The sequence below is a fragment of the Massilia varians genome, from assembly GCF_027923905.1.
Taxonomy (GTDB): domain Bacteria; phylum Pseudomonadota; class Gammaproteobacteria; order Burkholderiales; family Burkholderiaceae_D; genus Telluria; species Telluria varians_B.
The window spans coordinates 2,557,892-2,573,621 of sequence record NZ_AP026966.1 but is presented as its reverse complement, the minus strand read 5'-3'; the positions used below and the strand labels follow the sequence as shown (position 1 = coordinate 2,573,621).

At 66.9% G+C, this 15,730-nt stretch carries 17 protein-coding genes; 13 read left to right on the top strand and 4 right to left on the bottom strand.

Translation table 11 applies throughout. The annotated features are described in order from the left end of the window. Positions 1–214: 214 nt before the first annotated feature. On the top strand, positions 215–1,030 hold the full coding sequence (gene asd, locus MasN3_RS11695; protein ID WP_281914242.1) for an archaetidylserine decarboxylase: 816 nt from the start codon (positions 215–217) through the stop codon (positions 1,028–1,030). Here the strand turns inward: asd and MasN3_RS11690 are convergent. Continuing rightward, complete coding sequence (locus tag MasN3_RS11690) at positions 963–1,946, bottom strand: LysR family transcriptional regulator (protein ID WP_281914241.1); 984 nt, start codon at positions 1,944–1,946, stop codon at positions 963–965. The two genes, asd and MasN3_RS11690, sit on opposite strands and share 68 nt — an antisense overlap. Positions 1,947–2,059: 113 nt before the next feature. Between MasN3_RS11690 and MasN3_RS11685 the strand changes: the two genes are divergently transcribed. The 3 genes from MasN3_RS11685 to MasN3_RS11675 all read left to right on the top strand — a co-directional run bounded on the left by MasN3_RS11685 (position 2,060) and on the right by MasN3_RS11675 (position 4,122). Next, positions 2,060–2,656, top strand: coding sequence for an FMN-dependent NADH-azoreductase (locus MasN3_RS11685; RefSeq protein ID WP_281914240.1), 597 nt, complete (start codon positions 2,060–2,062; stop codon positions 2,654–2,656). Positions 2,657–2,709: 53 nt separating this feature from the next. After that, complete coding sequence (locus tag MasN3_RS11680; protein ID WP_281914238.1) at positions 2,710–3,582, top strand: pirin family protein; 873 nt, start codon at positions 2,710–2,712, stop codon at positions 3,580–3,582. A gap of 66 nt (positions 3,583–3,648) precedes the next feature. Further along, positions 3,649–4,122 (top strand): hypothetical protein, encoded by a 474-nt coding sequence (locus tag MasN3_RS11675; protein ID WP_281914237.1) that lies wholly within the window; start codon positions 3,649–3,651, stop codon positions 4,120–4,122. On the opposite strand, the gene MasN3_RS11670 is transcribed toward MasN3_RS11675, so the two are convergent. Further along, positions 4,103–5,239 (bottom strand): acyltransferase family protein, encoded by a 1,137-nt coding sequence (locus MasN3_RS11670; RefSeq protein ID WP_281914236.1) that lies wholly within the window; start codon positions 5,237–5,239, stop codon positions 4,103–4,105. The genes MasN3_RS11675 and MasN3_RS11670 overlap by 20 nt on opposite strands. 116 nt (positions 5,240–5,355) lie before the next feature. On the opposite strand from MasN3_RS11670, the gene MasN3_RS11665 reads away from it, so the two are divergent. The 5 genes from MasN3_RS11665 to MasN3_RS11645 all read left to right on the top strand — a co-directional run bounded on the left by MasN3_RS11665 (position 5,356) and on the right by MasN3_RS11645 (position 11,353). Further along, positions 5,356–6,327 carry a succinylglutamate desuccinylase/aspartoacylase family protein gene (locus MasN3_RS11665; protein ID WP_281914235.1) on the top strand — a complete coding sequence of 324 codons (972 nt, stop codon included), beginning with the start codon at positions 5,356–5,358 and terminating at the stop codon, positions 6,325–6,327. A 96-nt stretch (positions 6,328–6,423) separates the two neighbouring features. Next, a complete protein-coding gene (locus MasN3_RS11660) occupies positions 6,424–6,720 on the top strand; it encodes an ArsR/SmtB family transcription factor (RefSeq protein ID WP_281914234.1) in 297 nt (98 codons plus the stop codon). Positions 6,721–6,732: 12 nt separating this feature from the next. After that, complete coding sequence (locus MasN3_RS11655; protein ID WP_281914233.1) at positions 6,733–7,788, top strand: alkene reductase; 1,056 nt, start codon at positions 6,733–6,735, stop codon at positions 7,786–7,788. A gap of 190 nt (positions 7,789–7,978) precedes the next feature. Further along, entirely contained in the window at positions 7,979–10,636 is a 2,658-nt protein-coding gene (pepN, locus tag MasN3_RS11650) for an aminopeptidase N (protein ID WP_281914232.1), read from the top strand. 9 nt (positions 10,637–10,645) lie between these two features. Then, positions 10,646–11,353, top strand: coding sequence for a hypothetical protein (locus MasN3_RS11645; RefSeq protein WP_281914231.1), 708 nt, complete (start codon positions 10,646–10,648; stop codon positions 11,351–11,353). A gap of 22 nt (positions 11,354–11,375) precedes the next feature. On the opposite strand, the gene MasN3_RS11640 is transcribed toward MasN3_RS11645, so the two are convergent. Beyond that, the gene (locus MasN3_RS11640; protein ID WP_281914230.1) at positions 11,376–11,714 is read right to left on the bottom strand and encodes a hypothetical protein; all 339 of its coding nucleotides are present in this window, start codon (positions 11,712–11,714) and stop codon (positions 11,376–11,378) included. Positions 11,715–11,805: 91 nt separating this feature from the next. Here MasN3_RS11640 and MasN3_RS11635 point away from each other — a divergent pair, with 91 nt between their 5' ends. The 3 genes from MasN3_RS11635 (at position 11,806) to MasN3_RS11625 (ending at position 14,550) form a co-directional block, all read left to right on the top strand. Next, the gene (locus MasN3_RS11635; RefSeq protein WP_281914229.1) at positions 11,806–12,660 is read left to right on the top strand and encodes an endonuclease/exonuclease/phosphatase family protein; all 855 of its coding nucleotides are present in this window, start codon (positions 11,806–11,808) and stop codon (positions 12,658–12,660) included. Between the two features lie 93 nt (positions 12,661–12,753). Then, the gene (locus MasN3_RS11630; RefSeq protein ID WP_281914228.1) at positions 12,754–13,191 is read left to right on the top strand and encodes an acyl-CoA thioesterase; all 438 of its coding nucleotides are present in this window, start codon (positions 12,754–12,756) and stop codon (positions 13,189–13,191) included. 141 nt (positions 13,192–13,332) lie between these two features. After that, positions 13,333–14,550 carry a right-handed parallel beta-helix repeat-containing protein gene (locus tag MasN3_RS11625; RefSeq protein ID WP_281914227.1) on the top strand — a complete coding sequence of 406 codons (1,218 nt, stop codon included), beginning with the start codon at positions 13,333–13,335 and terminating at the stop codon, positions 14,548–14,550. Positions 14,551–14,568: 18 nt separating this feature from the next. Here MasN3_RS11625 and arsC read toward each other — a convergent pair whose 3' ends face one another. Further along, positions 14,569–14,916, bottom strand: a complete 348-nt coding sequence (gene arsC, locus MasN3_RS11620; RefSeq protein ID WP_307730416.1) for an arsenate reductase (glutaredoxin) — start codon at positions 14,914–14,916, stop codon at positions 14,569–14,571. 178 nt (positions 14,917–15,094) lie between these two features. Between arsC and MasN3_RS11615 the strand changes: the two genes are divergently transcribed. Then, on the top strand, positions 15,095–15,727 hold the full coding sequence (locus tag MasN3_RS11615) for a 1-acyl-sn-glycerol-3-phosphate acyltransferase (RefSeq protein ID WP_281914225.1): 633 nt from the start codon (positions 15,095–15,097) through the stop codon (positions 15,725–15,727). The last annotated feature ends 3 nt before the right edge of the window (positions 15,728–15,730 follow it).

The following is a 15,730-nucleotide window of genomic DNA, read 5'->3' as shown; positions in this document are numbered from 1 at the left end:
CAATTGTCCCAGAAGCAATTCGGCCTGTCTCCAAGAATCGGATATGCATGCTGCAACTATTTTTCTCGCATACGCGCGCCATGCGGACACTGGAGTACACTTGGCAAGCGATAAACATCCATTCCCCGACGTGATCGTCGCTATAATGCGCGATCGTTTTTACACCGAGAGGCCCATCCAAGTGTCCCGTCTAAAAGTCCTGCCCCAATATGTGATGCCGAAGACGGCGCTGACCAACTTCGCCGGCCGCGTCGCCGGCGCCAAGGGCGGCGCGATGACCACGCGCTTGATCCGCTGGTTCGTCGGCAAATACGGCGTCAACATGGAGGAAGCGGCGAACCCGGACATCGCAAGCTACAGCAGCTTCAACGAATTCTTCACCCGCCCGCTGCGCCCTGATGCGCGCCCGCTGGCGCATGCCGATTTCGTGTGCCCGGTGGACGGCGCGATCAGCCAGTTCGGCGACATCGACGACCACCACATCTTCCAGGCCAAGGGACATAAATTCACCAGCGCGGAGCTGGTGGGCGGCGACGAGAAGCTGGCAGCCCATTTCCAGCACGGCCACTTCGCCAACCTGTACCTGAGCCCGAAGGACTACCACCGCATCCACATGCCCTGCGACGGCCGCCTGACGCGCATGATCTACGTGCCGGGCAAGCTGTTCTCGGTGAACCCGACCACGGCGCGCGGGGTCCCAGGCTTGTTTGCCCGCAATGAACGTGTGGTTTGCGTTTTCGAATCAGAGGAGCACGGTCCCTTCGTGATGACCCTGGTGGGCGCCACCATCGTCGGCAGCATGGCCACTAGCTGGCACGGCGTGGTCAATCCGCCGCGCATGCCGCGCATCTGCGAATGGCACTACGATGCGCACCCGGTGGTGCTGAAGAAAGGCGAAGAGATGGGCCGCTTCCTGCTCGGCTCCACCGTCGTGATGCTGTTCAAGAAGGGCGCGATCTCCTTCAACGGCGAGTGGGCGCCTGAGCGTCCAGTGCGCCTGGGCGAGACGATGGGGAACCGTCCGCGCTGATCACGGCCAGCGGACGGTCGCCGACTTCCGTGCATTTCTCTTCCATCAGGTCGAGGAAGGCGCGGGTCTTGGCCGGCATCAGGCGGCGCCCCGGAAAGACCGCCCATCCTTGGGTGGTCGGCGGCTCCCATTCCGGCAGCACCCGCACCAGCTCTCCCGTCTGCAGGTAAGGACCGGCGAAGGTCAGCGAGCTGGCCGCAATGCCGGCGCCGCGCGATGCGAGCCGCGCCAGCAGCTCGGGCGAATTGGCCGTGAGGCGCGCCGGCACCTGCCGTTCCCAGCGCAGCTTGCCGCGGGCGAGCACCCAGTGCGCCGCGCCGCCGTAGCGGCTCAGCATGCACAACAGGTCGTGCCGCAGCAGGTCATCGGGGTGCTCGGGCAGGCCGTGCCGCCCCAGGTAGGCAGGCGAGGCGTACAGCCCCCAGTGTTCCAGGTTGATCGGGCGCGCGTTGAGCGAGGCGTCGTCCGGCAATTCGCCCATGCGGATCGCGATGTCGAAACCCTCGGCGATCAGGTCGACCCGGCGCGGCGACAGGTCCAGTTCCAGCGCCACCTCGGGATAGCGCGCGATGAAGCGCGCGATCACCTCTTGCAGGCCGATATTGGCGAAGTCGCCAGGCAGGGAGATGCGCAGCTTGCCGCTCGGCTGCCCCTGGCGGTGCTGGGCCAGCGCGCCGGCCGCCTCGACTTCTTCGGCCACCTTGCGCGCGTGCTCGAGCAGGCTGGCGCCGAACTCGGTCACCACCAGCTTGCGCGTGGTGCGCTGCAGGAGGCGCTCGCCCAGCTTCTGTTCAAGCAGCGCGATGCGGCGCGACACGGTCGATTTCGGCAGCTGCACGCGTTCGGCCGCGCGGCTGAAGCTGCCCGCCTCGACGATGCGGGCGAACAGCAGCAGGTCATTCGGTTCGACTTCCATGATTGTTCCACTAGTGGGTTAATGTTATCCATTCTAATGGCTTCCGCTTCGTTTTTGGAACCATTAAGCTGTCTCCATCGACACACTTTCTTGGAAACGAAGGGACCCAGAACATGAACATCCTGCAAATCACCTCCAGCGTCCGCGGCAAGGATTCGGAATCGACCCGTGTGGCCAACCTGATCGTCGACAAACTGGTCGCGAGCCAGCCTGACGCCCAGGTGGTGCGCCGCGACTTCGGCGCCCAGCCGCACCCGGTGCTGGACGGCGCCGCCGTCGGCGCCCTGTTCACCCCGGCTGACCAGCGCACGTCCGACCAGGCCGCCCGCGTGGCCCTGGACGACGCCCTGATCGCCGAGGCCCAAGCCGCCGACGTGATCGTGATCGGCGCCCCGATGTACAACTTCGGCATGCCGGTGCAGCTGAAGAACTGGTTCGACGCGATCGCCCGTTCCGGCGTGACCTTCCGCTACACCGAGACCGGTCCGGAAGGCCTCCTGAAGAACAAGAAGGTGTACGTGGCCACCGCGCGCGGCGGCGTGTATCCGGTGGAAGCCGACCCGCAGGTGCCGCACATCCGCATGCTGCTCAACTTCCTGGGCCTGACCGACCACACCTTCATCTACTCGTCGGGCCTGAACATGGGCCCGGAAGCGGCGGCCAAGGGCCAGCAGGCAGCCAACGAAGCCGTGGAAGCGGCGCTGGCGTAACATCACGCCGCCCGGAGGCGGCGCGCAACCGATCGACACACGAGGAGAACAGCATGACCGAGCACACCACTACCGCAGCAATCGCGACATCGCGCGGCGTCGAACGCCTGATCCAGGGCCAGTTCGTGATGGACGGCGCGGGCGTGAAGATCAACCGCGTGCTGACCGGTTCCCTGCAGCGCCGCCTCGACCCCTTCCTGATGCTGGACGCCTTCGGCAGCGACAAGGCGGGCGACTACATTGCCGGCTTCCCGGAACATCCGCACCGCGGCTTCGAGACCGTCACCTACATGCTCAATGGCCGCATGCGCCACCGCGACAGCGCCGGCAACGAGGGCCTGGTGACCAATGGCGGCGTGCAGTGGATGACGGCAGGCCGCGGCGTGATCCACTCCGAGATGCCCGAGCAGGACGAGGGGCTGATGGAAGGCTTCCAGCTGTGGCTCAACCTGCCGGCCACGGACAAGATGATGGACCCGTGGTACCGCGACATCCCGGCCGAGGAAGTGCCGCGCTTCACCAACCAGGACGGCGTGACCGTGCAGGTGATCGCGGGCGAGACCCATGGCGTGAAGGGCGCGGTGCAGCGCGAGGTAACGCAAGCGCTCTACCTCGACATCGAGATCCCGGCCGGCGTGCGCTTCGAGCAGCCGATCCCGCAGGGCCACAACGCTTTTCTCTACGTGTACCGGGGCGAGGCCGTGGTCGAGGGCAAGGGCGTGGGCAAGACGCGCATGGCGGTGCTGGACAATGCCGCGGGCGCGGACGGGGTGCGCATCAAGGCGCTCGAGCCGACCCGGCTGATCCTGCTGGCGGGACGTCCGCTGAACGAGCCGATCGCGCAGCACGGTCCGTTCGTGATGAACACCACCGAAGAGCTGTACCAGGCCTTCGAAGATTTCCGGGCGGGGCGGTTTGCAGCCTGAGGCTTTGCAGCCCGCTATTGCCGCCTGCTACACTGACGGGATGACGCACGTTCATCCCGTTTTTTTATGCCCCTGATCGACACCCTGGCCGAGCTGCTCGGGCGCGCCAGCCGCGCGCTCGGCTTCGAAACGGCGGACTCCTTCCCGCCCGGCCATGCCTACGCGCGCACGCGCTGGAACAAGTCCTACTTCGACATCCCCTCGGACCTGAAGCCGGACGCCATCGAGCAGCGCATGTGCGAGGCCATCGCCAACACCCCTACCCTGTTCGGCGAAATCCTGAACCCGACGCCGCGCATGCAGCGTACGCTGCTGGGCGTGATCGAGGCGCGCCTGCGCCGCGGCCAGGGCGCGCCGATCGACCTGGCAGCGCTCTTGGTGGCGGCCTACCGCAGCCCGCACACGGTGGAGACGGTGCCGGGGCTGCGCCAGGCGATCCGCGACACCTCAGGCTACGAGCCGCAGGTGCAGGCCAATGCGATCCTGGCCTACCTGGCGGATGCGCCTGCGGCGTTTGGCGTCATCGAGGCGCGGGGGTAAGCCGGCTCGGACGCGCCGCATTGCTCGGCACGTAGCGCGCGCGCAGCAGCATGAAGGGCGTCTCCACCAGCCTGTAGAGCAGCCAACCGGTGAGCACCGACAGCGCCAGCAGCGCCGTGATCGTCAGCGGATGTTCGGCGCCGTAGCCCTGCTCCTGCATCCACCGCGCCGCCATCACGCACACGGGTTTGTGCAGCAGGTAGATCGCGTAGGACCACAGCGCCAGCGCGCCGGCGCCGGGCACCCGCAGGCGGCGCAGCGGCGAATCTTCCGCCACGCTGGATACGATCAGCAGCGAGAAGCCCAGCGCCATCAGGGGAAAACCGAACACGGTGATGCCGAAGCCGTAGCGGTCCTCGAGGAAGAACCAGAACGCCAGGGCGCAGGCGGCCAGGCCCAGCACGCCCATCAGGCGGCCGTGCCGGGTCAGGTGCGCCCAGATGCCGGCATGGTGGTTGCGCAGCAGCGCCAGGGCCACGCCGGCCAGCAGCTCGTCATACCTGCATAAGCTTGAGTAATAAATGTACTTGAAATAGAAGCAAAGCTTATAGTTTTGCCCCGCCATCTGCTGCCACAGCCCGGCGCGGACCAGCATGCCGGCAATGAAGGCCAGCGCGATGCCGGCCCAGGCCAGGCGCAGCGAGCCGCCGAACACGGCCCCGATCAGGACCACCGCCGGCAACAGCATATAGAACTGCTCCTCGATCGCCAGCGACCAGGAATGCGAGAAGGCGCTGCCCGGCTCCAGCCCGAAGTTCTGGATGAACGTCGCGTACTCCCACAGCGGCAGCAGCGGCGCCTCGCCACGAAAGGCCGGCCACAGGAAGTACAGGGCCAGCACCACCCAGTAGTTCGGCAGGGTGCGCAGCAGGCGCCGCGCATAGAAGTGCTTCAGCGAGAAGCCGCCCGGGCGTTTCAAGCCGGCGAAGATCTGGTTGCCGATCAGGTAGCCGGACAGCGCGAAGAACAGGTCGACCCCGACCCAGCCGATCTCGCCCACCCAGCCGAAGGTCGGCGCGCCGCTGACGAACAGCACGTAATGGTGCAGGACGACCAGCGTCACGGCGAGCGCGCGCAGCGTATCGAGGCCGTGGATGCGGGTGGAAATGGTGGACATGCGGGCCGTTCAGGTTGGGAATGGCGGATCATGCCACGCCCCTCCGGCATGCGCCACTGTTTGCCGATAAAATGTCGGCACCCGAATTCTTCTACTCCTTTCCCGGACAGCAGCGCATGACTTCTACGAGCCAGTACCAATTCAAATCCGTCAACTACACCGGCGTCGAACCGGGCCCGCGCGTCATCATCATGGGCGCCACCCATGGCAACGAAGTCTGCGGCACCATTGCGATCCGCCGCGTGATGGAAGAAATCGACAGCGGCCGCCTGCACATCGCGGCCGGCAGCGTCACCTTCGTGCCGATCGTGAACCCGAAGGCCTACGAGCAGAACACCCGCAACGGCGACCGCAACCTGAACCGCAACCTGTTCCCGAAGGACGCGCCGCAGGACTTCGAGGACCAGATCGCCAACTGGCTGTGCCCCCTGCTCGCCCGGCACGACGTGCTGCTCGACCTGCACTCCTTCAATGCCGTGGGCGGCCAGCCCTTCGTGATGGTCGGCCCGCTCAACAACGACGGCACGCTGCAGCCCTTCCAGCACGCCGAGAAAGAGCGTGCATGGGCGCGCCGCCTGGGCGTGAAGCGTTTCGTGGACGGCTGGCTGGCCGCCTACGGCGACGGCGTCAAGCGCCGCAGCCGCAATGCCGACGAACTCGAAACCGTGCTGCGCTACGGCGTCGGCACCACCGAATACATGCGCACCACCGGCGGCTACGCGCTCACGCTCGAATGCGGCCAGCACCTCGACCCGACCGCGCCGGAAGTCGCCTACCGCGCCATCATGAACACCCTGGCGCACCTGGAGCTGATCGCGGCGCCCGATCCCGAACCCCTGCCTTTCGAGGAGATGGAAGCCCTGTCGATGGTGGTGGTGCACGACAAGCTGCACGCCGACGACGCGTTCAGCCGCCAGTGGGCCAGCTTCGACCCCGTGAGCGAAGGCGAGGAGATCGGCGTGCGCGCCGACGGCAGCAAGGTCATCGCCGAATTCAGCGGCCGCATCCTGTTCCCGGATGCGAAGGCGGGCGCCAACTCCGAGTGGTACTACCTGACCCGCCCGAACCCGCGATTCGGCCGGGAATGAACGACACCCTGCTGCATGCCGTCGCCAGCAGGGTTTTCCGATATATCGTAAGATGACGATATTCGGATCGAGAGAACCCGATATAAGGAAGAGTGTATGGACATCGACGCGATCCACAAGGCCCTGGCCAACCCGGTGCGGCGCCAGATCCTGCAGTGGCTGAAGGATCCGCACCGGCATTTCGCCGAGCAGGAACACCCGCTCGACATGGGCGTGTGCTGCAAGCTGATCGACCAGCGCACCGGGCTGTCGCAATCGACGGTGTCGGCCCACCTGGCGACCCTGCACAAGGCCGGCCTGGTCAGCACCCGGCGCGTCGGACAGTTCATCTTCTTCCAGCGTAACGAGGAAGTCATCCAGGCCTTCCTCGATCAACTGAACGACGGACTTTAGGAGTACCCATCGATGACAACAATGTTTGACCCGATCAAAGTAGGCGCGCTCGAGCTGCCGAACCGCATCATCATGGCGCCGCTGACCCGCTCGCGCGCCGTCGGCAGTGGCCGCGTGCCGAACGCGATGATGGCCGAATACTACGTGCAGCGTGCCAGCGCCGGCCTGATCCTGTCGGAAGCCACCGCCGTGAGCCCGATGGGCGTGGGCTATGCCGATACTCCGGGCATCTGGTCGGACGAGCAGGTGGAAGGCTGGAAGATCGTCACCGACGCCGTGCATCAGGCCGGCGGGCGCATCGTCCTGCAGCTGTGGCATGTGGGCCGCATCTCGGACCCGCATTTCCTGGACGGCCAGCTGCCGGTGGCGCCGTCGGCCATCGCCGCAGGCGGCCACGTCAGCCTGCTGCGCCCGAAACGCGACCACGTTACCCCGCGCGCACTGGACACCGATGAGATCCCGGCCATCGTCGCGGCCTACCGCAAGGGCGCGGAAAATGCCAAGAAGGCCGGCTTCGACGGCGTCGAGATCCATGGCGCCAACGGCTACCTGCTCGACCAGTTCCTGCAGGATTCCACCAACCAGCGCAGTGACCAGTACGGCGGTTCGCTCGAGAACCGTGCCCGCCTGATGCTCGAAGTGACCGACGCCTGCATCGACGTGTGGGGCGCGGACCGCGTCGGCATGCACCTGGCGCCGCGCGGCGACCAGCACACCATGGGCGACTCCAACCCGCGCGAGACCTTCGGCTACGTCGCGCGCGAGCTCGGCAAGCGCGGCATCGCCTTCATCTGCTCGCGCGAAGCCGTCGCCAACGACAGCCTGGGCGCCCACCTCAAGAAGGAATTCGGCGGCGTCTACATCGCCAACGAAAAGCTGACCAAGGAAAGCGCCGCGCAGCTGATCGAGTCGGGCGCGGCCGATGCGGTGGCCTTCGGGGTGTGGTTCATCGCCAACCCGGACCTGCCCAAGCGCCTGAAGCAGGATGCGCCGCTGAACCAGCCGCGGCCGGAGCTGTTCTACGCGCCTGGCGCGGAAGGCTACATCGACTACCCGACGCTGAACTGATCCAGCGCGGTCTGCCGAGGCGGGCTCCCTTCGCGGGAGCCCGCTTTTTTTTGTGCGGCACACTCCGTCCAACACCTGTACGTACGCTCTGTTTTCGTATATGTATGTGGTGTAAATGACAGCTCTCGCATGCTATTCTTGCGCGATTATTCTTATCGCGCACCGAGCCTGCGCCGTACCAGGAGACCACGTGAAACACTTCGCCCCCCGCGCCATGGCATTCGCCATCGCTTCCGCTTTCGTTTTCAACGCCGCCAACGCTGCTCCAGCCCCTGCGCGCGCCGAGAACGCCTACCTGTCGGAAGCCGACGCCATGGCCAGGTCAAGCCGCGTGTCGAACGTGGACTACGTGCTCGACTTCACGCTCACCGGCAAGGAAAACTTCGCCGGCACCACCACCGTCAGCTTCGACCTCAAGGATACCGACTCGGCCCTGACCATCGACCTCGACAAGGCGACCGTCAAGTCGGTCAGCATCAACGGCAAGCAGGTCCCGGCCCGCTACAACAACTGGTTCGTGACCCTGGCGCCGGAGCACCTGTCCAAGGGCCGCAATAGCGTCACCATCAGCTACGAGCGAGCGCACAGCACCAACGGCGAAGGCCTGCACCGCATGGTCGACCCGGTCGATAACCGGGTCTATACGTATTCGCACTTCGAACCGGCCGCCGCGCACCAGATGTTCGCCGTGTTCGACCAGCCCGACCTGAAGGCCACCTATACCGTCACCGTGAATGCGCCAAGCGACTGGCACGTGATCACCACCACGCGCGAGTCGAACGTTGCCGATGCAAGCGGCGGCAAGCGCTGGACCTTCCCCAAGACCAAGAAGCTCAGCCCCTACAACTTCTCGCTGCACGCCGGCCCCTACCAGGTCTGGGAAGACAAGAGCGGCAAGTACCCGATGCGCCTGTTCGCACGCCAGTCGGTGGCCAAGCAGGTGACACCAAGCGACTGGTTCCGCTACACCAAGGCCGGCCTGGCGTTCTTCGACAACTACTACGGCATCCCTTACCAGTTCGAGAAATACGACCAGCTCCTGGTGCCCGACTTCCTGTACGGCGCCATGGAGAACGCCGCCGCGATCACCTTCGCCGAAGCCGGCTTCCTGTACAAGGCCGAGATGACCCCGGCGCAGAAGATGCGCCTGGCCGAAGTCATCATGCACGAGATGGCGCACCAGTGGTTCGGCGACCTGGTCACCATGAAGTGGTGGAACGGCCTGTGGCTGAACGAAAGCTTCGCTTCCTTCATGGCGACCCTGGCCACCGCCGAGGCCACCGAGTTCAAGGATGCCTGGCAGGCCTTCTACCAGGAAGACAAGCAGGGCGCCTACACGATGGACCAGAAGGTCTCGACCCACCCGATCGAGGTGCCGGTGCCCTCCTCGGCCAACGCCTTCGACAACATCGACGCCATCACCTACTCCAAGGGCGCCTCGACCCTGAAGCAGCTGCGCCACATGCTGGGCGAGGAAACCTTCCGCAAGGGCGTGCATAACTACCTGGTGAAGTATTCCTGGCAGAACGCCACCCTTGACGACTTCATCAAGAGCCTGGGCGACGCCGCCGGCCGCGACCTCTCCACATGGAGCAAGGACTGGCTGTACCAGGCCGGCGTGAACACCATCACGGCCAACTATACCTGCTCGAACGGCAAGATCAACAGCTTCTCGCTGGCCCAGACCGCAGCAAGCCCCGCATTGCCCACCTTGCGCGAGCAGCGCGTGCAGGTCGGCGCCTTCAAGCGCGAGAACGGCAGGCTGGTGCTGGCCAAGAACGTGCCGGTGACCTACTCCGGCGCGAAGACCGAGGTCGCCGGCATGGTCGGCAGCGCCTGCCCCGACCTGGTGTATCCGAACTACCAGGACTGGGGCTTCGTGAAGGTCAACCTCGACAAGCGCTCGTTCGAGACCGCCCGCACTACCCTGGCCGGTGTGGAAGACCCGCTGCTGCGCGCCATGCTGTGGCAGGCCCTGTGGGACGGCGTGCGCGACGCCAAGCTGCCGCTCAACGAGTTCATCGACGTGGCCCTGGCCAACGCGCCGAAGGAGAAGGATTACACCCTGCTGGGCGACGTGCTGGGCAAGGTCAGCGCCTCCAAATACTACCTCGACGCCATGGCCCTCCAGGATGGCCCACAGCGCGCCTATGCGAACAAGACCGGCAAGGCGCTGGAAGACATGGCCTGGCAAGGCGTGGTGGCCAGCCGTGGCGACGACGCGTTCCAGCGCCGCTGGTTCGGCACCTACATGAGCCTGGCCAGCAGCCCGGAAGCGCTGGCGCGCCTGGCCGGCATGCTCGAAGGTAAGGGCACCGAGGGCCTGAACATCAGCCAGGACCAGCGCTGGGCCATCATCAACCGCCTCAACCGCTTCAATGTCGCGGGCGCGGCCGGCCTGGTCGAAGCAGAGCAGGCGCGCGACAAGTCCGACACCGGCCAGGGCGCCGCGCTGGCCGCGACCGTGGTGCGTCCGGATCCGAAGCTCAAGAGCGAGTGGCTGGGCACGGTGCAAGACCTGAAGACCAAGCTGCCGTTCTCGCGCATCCGCACCGCGATGGGCGCGATGTACCCGGTCGAGCAGCGCCAGCTGGCCGAGCAGACCGCGAGCGAGCGCCTGGCCAAGCTGCCGGCGATCGACAAGGCCGCCGGTCCGGTGTTCATGCGCAGCTACGCGGGCACGATGATCCCGACCGGTTGCACGTCGCAAAGCGTCCAGCGCCTGCAGCGGGCCGCCGACAGCATGAAGGAGCTGTCGGCCGGCACCCGCCGCGCCCTGCTCGACACGTTGCAGGAAGACCAGCGCTGCGTGGCGATCAAGAAGGCATTGACCGCGCCGAAGTCGTAAGCAGCGGTGTTGGCGGCCTCCCCCCGCCGTAGGCCCGGCTGGCCCCTGGTGGCCACGCTGGGCCTGCATCTGCTGCTGGCCTGGAGCTGGCGGATCGCGCATCCGCCGGCGCCGGATGCGCGCGAGGAGCGGGTCATCGACCTGATCAGCGTAACGCCATTACCCGAGTCGCCACGGATGCGCTCCGAGCCGCCTGCGCGCCTTGCCGTGCGCAAGGAGCGACGCGCGCGCAGCCGCGCGGTGGACACAAGCACGTCCCCCGAGCCGGAGCCCATCGGTCCGCCACCGGAAGCACCGGCCACGGTGGCCGATCCCTTCGCCATCGCGGCGCCGTCCCCCGCGCCCGACTCCGCACTCGATGCGATGGTCGGGCGCGCGAAACGCGACGCCGTCATCATCGACCGCGAGATGCGCAAGGGGAAATCAGGCGTGCCGGAAGTCGCCGACACGCCGATGGGACGCTTCAGGCAGGCGCTCGAAGCTGCCCACAAGGACAGCAGTCGCGGCGTGAGCAGCGAAACCTATACCGCGCCCGACGGCCAGGTCATCTATCGTTTCCGCCAGGGCGGCAAGGTATGGTGCCGCACAGGCGGCAGCGTACGGCCGCAGATCGGCGGCGCGAACGGCGGTGGGGCCAACCTGTTCGACAGCGCCGGCGGCGGCGGCGCGGCCGGGATGATTCGCTGCCCGAGTCATGGCGACTGGAAGCGCGACTGAGCCGCGCGAAAAGCCGGGCCGGCTACGGCGTGCCACCCTTGGCGCCGGCCGCAGGCCGGCACAGTTCCTGGACCCGGCGCCATGCCCCGGTCCCTTCGCACACCACCGGCGGGCGCCCCTGCAGCAGCTTGCCCAGGTCGAGCGCCTTGCCTTCGTTGACGGTGACGCCACGGTTGATCGGGATGCACATCGCGTCATGCCAGGCCGCCGCATAGCCATCCGGGGTCGGCAAGGGGCCGCGCGCCCGCACCGCGGCGGCCTCGCAGGCCTTTTTCGTCTGGAAAGTTCCGCGCAGGCTGGTGCTCTCCAGGCTCACATCGCGGTGCTGCTGCAGATAGAGCAGCAGGATCATCGTAAACATCCACACTCCTTAAGTATCCCGCACGCCTGACCTTGTTCAAACGTCGGGTGTGGCCCGGCGGTTAGCCTGTGGGTCCACTGAAAGGACCGCCATGTTCAAGCTCGTCACCTGGAATATCCAGTCCGGCCGCAGCCCCGAGGGCAAGACCGACCTCGACCGTATCATCGCATGCCTCGACCGCTTTTGTAGTTTTGACATGCTTTGTGTGCAAGAAGTTTCGAGCGGCTATACCGCCGGCGGCGAAGACCAGTTCGCCATGCTGCGCGAACGCCTGCCCGGCTATACCGGCTTCGAGGCCATCGCCTGCGACACCGCCAACGACGCCGCCGCCCAGGCGCCACGGCGCCGTTTCGGCATGATGGTGTTCTCGCGTCATCCGGTGCTGCAGGCCCTGCGCCATTCGCTGCCCTGGCCGGCCGATCCGGAGGTGATGAGCATGCCGCGCACCGCGCTCGAACTGACGGTGGCCGCGCCCGGCGGGCTGCTGCGCGTGCTGGCCGTGCACCTCGAATACTTCTCGCAACGCCAGCGCATGGCCCAGGTCGAGCGCCTGCGCGAACTGCACCGCGAAGCCAGCCTGCATGCGGCCAATCCGCCGGCCCCGGGCCGCGGGCCCTTCGCGGTGCCGCCGCGCGCCATGCCGGCCCTGCTGGCGGGCGACTTCAACATGCTGCCCGGCTCGCCCGAACACCAGCGCCTGCTAGCGCCCTCGGGCGATGGCGTCCACCCCTGGCGCGACTGCTGGCAGCTGGTCCAGCCGGGACGGCGCCATGCGCCCACCGTCGGCCTGCACGACGCCAGTCCGGATGCCTCGGCGCCCTTCACCTTCGACTACGTGTTCGCCAGCGCCGACCTGGCCGGGCGCGTGCGGCGCCTGCGGGTGGACGCCAGCGAGCAGGGCTCGGACCACCAGGCACTGCTGGTCGAGCTCGATTGGGACGCGTGAAGCGTCAAGACAGCCGGCCGGACCAGGAGCCGTACAATGGCGGTGTCGCGGCTGCCAGCCGCTCGAACCGCCACTTCCTTCACGAGGCCACATTTGGATTGGGACTACCCACACCCCTTCACCCTGCGCGTCACGCCGGAGGCCGGCGACATCGACGGCCTGAACCACACTAACAATGCCGTCTACGTGCGCTGGTGCGAGCAGGCAGGCTGGGCCCATTCGCAGCGGCTCGGCCTGTCGCTGGACGATTACCGCCGCCTCGACCGCGCGATGGCGATCCGGCGCGGAGAATACGACTACCTGCTGCCGACCCTGCTGGGCGAGTCCCTGACCCTGGCCACCTGGCTGGTCGCGGGCGACGGCAGGCTGGCGATGGAACGGCGCTTCCAGCTGGTGCGCGACAGCGACGGCGCCACCGTCCTGCGCGGGCGCTGGGACCTGGTCTGCATCGAGATCAGCAGCGGCCGGGCGCGCCGCATGCCGGCCGAGTTCATCGACACCTACATGCCGGCCCTCGCGCGCACGGCGTGATGCGGCGCCGGGCGCGGCCCGCGAGCTAAGCAGCGACGCAACGTGTTGACCACCCTCAAGGTAGACATTGAGACAACCGGCCTCCCTCCCGCTTGTGCTGGGTCAAACTGATCCGGTCACGTCCGCTGCCACGAGAGAGAGATGCGCCCTTACCCGTTCGCCGCCTGGTCCGCTCAACGTCCGCTGCTGGCCGCCCTGCTCCTGCTCCTGCTGAGCGCCATGCTGCTGTCCGGCTGTCGCCTGCGCGAACCCGGCCAGGAAGACCTGGTGATTCCCGAACTGGTGCGCACGCACCTGTACGTGGCGCCGTCCGGCTCGGACAGCAACCCGGGCACGCGCGACGAGCCCTTCCGCACGCTGGCCCGTGCCGCCCAGGCGGTCACGCCCGGCACCACGGTGCACGTCGCCCCCGGCACCTACTTCGGCGGCGTGCGCACCAATACCCACGGCACCGCGGAGGCGCGCATCGTGTTCGAATCGACCGAGCGCGGCGGCGCGCGCCTGGTGCCGCCGCTCGACTCGCGCCAGCCGGCGGCCTGGGACAACCGCGCCAACTACCTCGACATCATCGGCTTCGAGATCGACGGCGGCCAGTACCAGAGCGGCATGAAATGGCTGAGCGGCATCTACAACGGCGGCTCGCACAACGGCATCCACCACAACCACATCCACCACATCGGCAACGACGTGCCCTGCGAGGCCAAGGGCGGGGCCGGCATCGGCGTCGACAGCTACTACAAGGGCAAGGACGCCGAGGTGGTCGGCAACAACGTGCACGACATCGGCCCGCCCGAGTGCCGCTACATGCACGGCATCTACGTCAGCACCACGGCCAGCGTGCGCGACAACATCATCTACCGGACCTCGGGCGCCGGCATCCACCTGTGGCACGACGCCAGCCACGTGACGATCCGCGGCAACACGGTGGTCGGCTGCGGCACCGGCATCGTGGTCGGCGGCGGCGACTTCTATCACAGCACGGGCCCCAACGACCACACGCACACGGCGAACAACATCGTCTACGACAACGGCCACGGCATCCTGGAACAGGGCGCCACCGGCAACAACATCAGCTACCGCAACAACCTGGTGTACCAGAACGCGGGCGGCGACTGGAAGCTGTCGGCGGGACGCCGGCACAGCGGCACCGTGGCCGCCGCGCCGCTGTTCGCCGACTACAGCCGCGCGCTCGCCACGCCCGACTTCCGGCTCCAGCCGGGCTCTCCGGCGATCGGCAAAGGCCTGCCGGAGGATGCCGGCGACGCGGTCGCCCTGCGGCCGCGCAGCCAGATCGATATCGGCGCCGTGCCCTATACCGAGACGGAACCGACCGGCGGGCCCGCGCCGGGCAGCCAATAAGGGCTTACCGGCCTGCGCTTACAGAATCTCCCGCACCAGCTCGAACGGGCGGCACAGGCGCACGCCCTTGGGCGTGACCACGAACGGGCGGTTGATCAGGACCGGGTGCGCGGCCATCGCATCGAGCAAGGCATGGTCGTCGACACCGGGCTGGTCCAGTCCGAGTTCGGCGAACAGGGCTTCCTTGCTGCGCACGGCCTCGCGTGGGCTCAGGCCGGCGGCCGCGATCATCGCCGCGAGCTGTTCGCGCGACGGCGCCGCCGCCAGGTACTCGACGACCTGCGGTTCATGGCCGGCCTCGCGGATCGCCGCCAGGGTGTTGCGCGACGTGCCGCAGCGAGGATTATGGTAAATCGTGATATCCATCTGTTAAATGCTCGTCAATATTGATGAAAAGGTAGCGGCATCATAACCACAGCGCCAGTCCGCGACCAGCTTTTTCGCTTGTTCCGCGCCCCGCCTCGCTATAGAATTCGACGCTTATTTTTCCGGCAGAACACAAAACCTGCCCAAAGAAAAGCGTTTGAACCGCGACGGAGAATCGATGAGCGAGCACCTGCTGCGCCCCGCAGCACTTCCTACCTGGGGCCAGCGCACCGCGCTTCGCCTGCTGAACCTGGCCGGCTGGCAGCTGCACTTCAAGCCCCTCCCCGGTCCGCACGGGATCGCCGTGGTCTATCCGCATACCTCGAACTGGGATTTCCTGGTCGGCCTGCTGGGCAAATGGGCGCTCGGCCTGAAATTCCGCTGGCTGGCCAAGGATTCGCTGTTCCGCGGCCCGATGGGCGCCATCATGCGCTACTGGGGCGGCATCGCCGTCGACCGCCGCGCCTCGATGGGCGCCACCCGCCAGCTGGCCCAGACCATGCTCGCCTCGCCCTGGTGCTGGATCGGCATCACCCCGGAAGGCACGCGCAGCTACCGCCCGCACTGGAAGAGCAGTTTCTACCACCTGGCCACCACCGCCGACGTGCCGCTGCTGCTGGTCTACATCGACTACCGCGCCAAGGTGCTCAGCGTGGTCCATACCTTGAAGCCGAGCGGCGACCCCGACCAGGACATGGCGGCCATCGCCGCCGTCTACGAGGGCCGCCAGGCGCTCTATCCCGACCAGGCCGCGCCGATCAAACTGGCGCCGCCGCGCGACCCGTCCGCACCCCAGCGCCGGCGCGCCTGAACT

Excerpts from the sequence above, each read along its gene's own strand:
- asd (WP_281914242.1), top strand. The coding sequence starts at position 215 with ATGCCGAAGACGGCGCTGACCAACTTCGCCGGCCGCGTCGCCGGCGCC.
- MasN3_RS11690 (WP_281914241.1), bottom strand. The coding sequence starts at position 1,946 with ATGGAAGTCGAACCGAATGACCTGCTGCTGTTCGCCCGCATCGTCGAG.
- MasN3_RS11685 (WP_281914240.1), top strand. The coding sequence starts at position 2,060 with ATGAACATCCTGCAAATCACCTCCAGCGTCCGCGGCAAGGATTCGGAA.
- MasN3_RS11680 (WP_281914238.1), top strand. The coding sequence starts at position 2,710 with ATGACCGAGCACACCACTACCGCAGCAATCGCGACATCGCGCGGCGTC.
- MasN3_RS11675 (WP_281914237.1), top strand. The coding sequence starts at position 3,649 with ATGCCCCTGATCGACACCCTGGCCGAGCTGCTCGGGCGCGCCAGCCGC.
- MasN3_RS11670 (WP_281914236.1), bottom strand. The coding sequence starts at position 5,239 with ATGTCCACCATTTCCACCCGCATCCACGGCCTCGATACGCTGCGCGCG.
- MasN3_RS11665 (WP_281914235.1), top strand. The coding sequence starts at position 5,356 with ATGACTTCTACGAGCCAGTACCAATTCAAATCCGTCAACTACACCGGC.
- MasN3_RS11660 (WP_281914234.1), top strand. The coding sequence starts at position 6,424 with ATGGACATCGACGCGATCCACAAGGCCCTGGCCAACCCGGTGCGGCGC.
- MasN3_RS11655 (WP_281914233.1), top strand. The coding sequence starts at position 6,733 with ATGACAACAATGTTTGACCCGATCAAAGTAGGCGCGCTCGAGCTGCCG.
- MasN3_RS11640 (WP_281914230.1), bottom strand. The coding sequence starts at position 11,714 with ATGTTTACGATGATCCTGCTGCTCTATCTGCAGCAGCACCGCGATGTG.
- MasN3_RS11635 (WP_281914229.1), top strand. The coding sequence starts at position 11,806 with ATGTTCAAGCTCGTCACCTGGAATATCCAGTCCGGCCGCAGCCCCGAG.
- MasN3_RS11625 (WP_281914227.1), top strand. The coding sequence starts at position 13,333 with ATGCGCCCTTACCCGTTCGCCGCCTGGTCCGCTCAACGTCCGCTGCTG.
- arsC (WP_307730416.1), bottom strand. The coding sequence starts at position 14,916 with ATGGATATCACGATTTACCATAATCCTCGCTGCGGCACGTCGCGCAAC.
- MasN3_RS11615 (WP_281914225.1), top strand. The coding sequence starts at position 15,095 with ATGAGCGAGCACCTGCTGCGCCCCGCAGCACTTCCTACCTGGGGCCAG.